Source organism: Microbacterium umsixpiens (genome assembly GCF_053543675.1).
The window spans coordinates 1-2,673 of the sequence record NZ_JBLVOH010000161.1; the positions used below are offsets into that span (position 1 = coordinate 1).

General features: G+C 67.3%; 3 protein-coding genes. 1 reads left to right on the forward strand and 2 read right to left on the reverse strand.

Features of this window, described 5'->3' with window-relative positions; translation table 11 throughout:
- Positions 1-976, reverse strand: a 976-nt coding sequence (gene nadA, locus ACNPM4_RS15730) for a quinolinate synthase NadA (protein WP_448986304.1), incomplete at its 3' end; no start/stop codon positions are given.
- Complete coding sequence (locus tag ACNPM4_RS15735; protein WP_448986305.1) at positions 973-1,689, reverse strand: NUDIX hydrolase; 717 nt, start codon at positions 1,687-1,689, stop codon at positions 973-975. The genes ACNPM4_RS15735 and nadA, both read right to left, overlap by 4 nt.
- Positions 1,690-1,960: 271 nt before the next feature.
- On the opposite strand from ACNPM4_RS15735, the gene ACNPM4_RS15740 reads away from it, so the two are divergent.
- Positions 1,961-2,673: ABC transporter substrate-binding protein (locus ACNPM4_RS15740; protein WP_448986306.1), on the forward strand; the 713-nt coding region annotated here is incomplete at its 3' end.

Below are 2,673 nucleotides of genomic sequence, written 5' to 3' on the forward strand. Positions count from 1 at the left end.
GGTGCACGATCACCCGCACGCCGGGGTGGTCGGCGCGGGCCTGGTCGATCTGCCCGACGGTGAAGCGCCGGTGCACGGAGCAGAAGCCGTGCCACAGGATCACCCGGGAATCGACGAGCTCAGCGGCCGAGGAGCCGCCGAGCGCTCGCCGCGGGTTCCACATCGGCATCTGCTCGAGTGGCACGCCCATCGCCTTGGCGGTGTTGCGCCCCAGGTGCTGGTCGGGGAAGAACAGCACCCGCCGGCCGCGCTCGAAGGCCCACTCGAGCACGGTCTGGGCGTTGGACGAGGTGCACACGATCCCGCCGTGCCGTCCGACGAAGCCCTTGATCGCCGCCGAGGAGTTCATGTACGTCACGGGGATCACCGGCACGCGGCCGTCCGCGTCGGGGGTGTCGAGATCGCCGAAGACGTCTGCCAGCTGTTCCCAGCACTCCTCGACCTGGTCGATGTCGGCCATGTCGGCCATCGAGCATCCGGCGGCGAGGTTCGGCAGGATCACGGCCTGCTCGGGCTGCGAGAGCAGATCCGCGGTCTCGGCCATGAAGTGCACGCCGCAGAACACGATCGCCTCGGCGTCTGCTCTGCCTTTGGCTGCCGTGGCGAGTTGGAAGGAGTCGCCGACGTAGTCCGCGTGCCGCACGACCTCTTCGCGCTGGTAGAAGTGGCCCAGGATCACGACCCGATCGCCGAGAGTGGCCTTCGCCGCGCGGATGCGTGCGTCGAGCTCGTCCTCCGACGCTTCCCGATATGCGACGGGGAGTTCGCCTTGCCGTGGGGATCCCGTGGGGATCACGTCACCCATCGAGGAGCCGGGTCCGTATCCGGGTCGGGAGTCGAAGTCCCACGGCCCCGCGGCCAGGTCGGTGGCGCAGGTCGGGTCGGTGGATGTGCCGGCGACGATCGCCTGGATGGCGTGGTCCACCGAGGCGTCCAGCGGCGGAACGGCGGGCGCGGGGACGAAGGTGATGCTCATCGGGTGCTCGTTTCTTCGGGACCGAGGGGGCCGCGGTCGGCCAGCTCGACATCGGTGTTGTCGCGGTACAGACGTGCAGGACGGTGGCTCCCGGTGCGGAAGCGGTCGGTGGGGAGCAGGTTGCCCGCGGATTCCACCTGACGACGGAAGTTGGCGGGATCGAGGCTCTTCCCGAGGATCGATTCGTACGCCTCGCGCAGCTCCGCCAGCGTGAACTCGGCGGGCAGGAAGCCTTGTGCGACCCGGCTGTAGCCGACCTTGTTGCGCAGGCGCCAGAGGGCGTATTCGACGATCTTGGCGTGGTCGAAGGCCAGTTGCGGCAACTGATCGATGTCGAACCACCGGACGTTCTCGGGGGCATGACCGGATGCCCGGTGGGCCGAGATCTGCGCGGTCACGTCGTCTTGACGCAGCAGCGCCCAGTACACGATCGAGACGACTCGGGTGGGGGAGCGGTCGACAGCGCCGAAGGCGTAGAGCTGCTCCAGGTAACTGGGGGCGAGACCCGTCGTCTCGGCGAGGGTGCGAGCTGCGGCGTCGACGGGCGACTCGGTCGCGGTGAGCCAGCCACCGGGAAGCGCCCACTGGTCGGCGAAGGGCTCGCGGGTGCGCAGGACGAGGGGCAGCGCGAGGACCGCGCGTCCGTCGTCGGCGCGCCGCAGCGTCAGGATGACCGTCGAGACGGCCACCCGGATGTCCCTGCTTTGAGTCATAGACACCTTAACCTCCGGATTCGATCTTAGTGTCATCGAGACCCTTAGTGCGCGCACATGACGCCTTCTCGCGTCGAGGCCGAAACGTTATCTGGTGCGTTCCAGGAGGGTTGTTCGCCGCCACAGGGTTTGTTAGGTTACTGTCCTAACAAACCCCCTCCGGGGAGAGGCCGATCGGCCACCTCCCCGGGCCCACGAACCCCACAGTCGGGGTTCCGCTCCATCCGGAGCGATCCCTCCTGCAGTGCAGCACCGAGAGGAAACAAGAGAAATGATCCGAAACGGAAAGCGCAGAATCGCGCTCACCGCGATCGCCGGAGCATCCGTCCTCGCCATGGGCCTCACCGCCTGCGGCACCGGCGGCGGCGACGACGGCAACGCCGACAGCGACCGTGCCCTTCGCGTCTGGGCCGGCAGCCAGACGCCGATCACCGCGAACTACAACCCGTTCGCGCCCACCGTGCTCCACGGCGCGCTCGGCCCCATCTACGAGCCGCTGTTCTTCTACAACAAGACCGCCGACACCGAGCCCGTCGGCCTGATCGGTGACACCTTCGAGTACAACGAGGACGGCACGGTGATCACGATCGCCATCAAGCCCGACCTCAAGTGGAGCGACGGTGAGCCTCTCACCGCGAAGGACGTCGCGTTCTCCTTCAAGTACGAGGCGAACAACCCCGAGGGCAACGGCCTGGTCTCGGCCGAGGCCACCGACGACACCACGGTCGTGCTGACCTACTCGTCGGCGCAGTACACGACCGAGTTCCAGCGTCTCGGCTCGACCTACATCCTCCCCGAGCACATCTGGGCGGATGTCACCGACTTCGCGAACTTCGCCAACGAGGAGCCCGTCGGCTCGGGCGCATACGTCGTCGAGAAGACGACCAGCGAGTCGTACACCATCGTCGCGAACGAGAACTTCCGCGACGCCGACAAGCTCGGCGTCAAGAAGGTCCAGTACATCGCGGTCGACAACAACCAGAC

Coding starts and splice junctions, on each gene's coding strand:
- ACNPM4_RS15735 (WP_448986305.1), bottom strand. CDS start 1,689: ATGACTCAAAGCAGGGACATCCGGGTGGCCGTCTCGACGGTCATCCTG.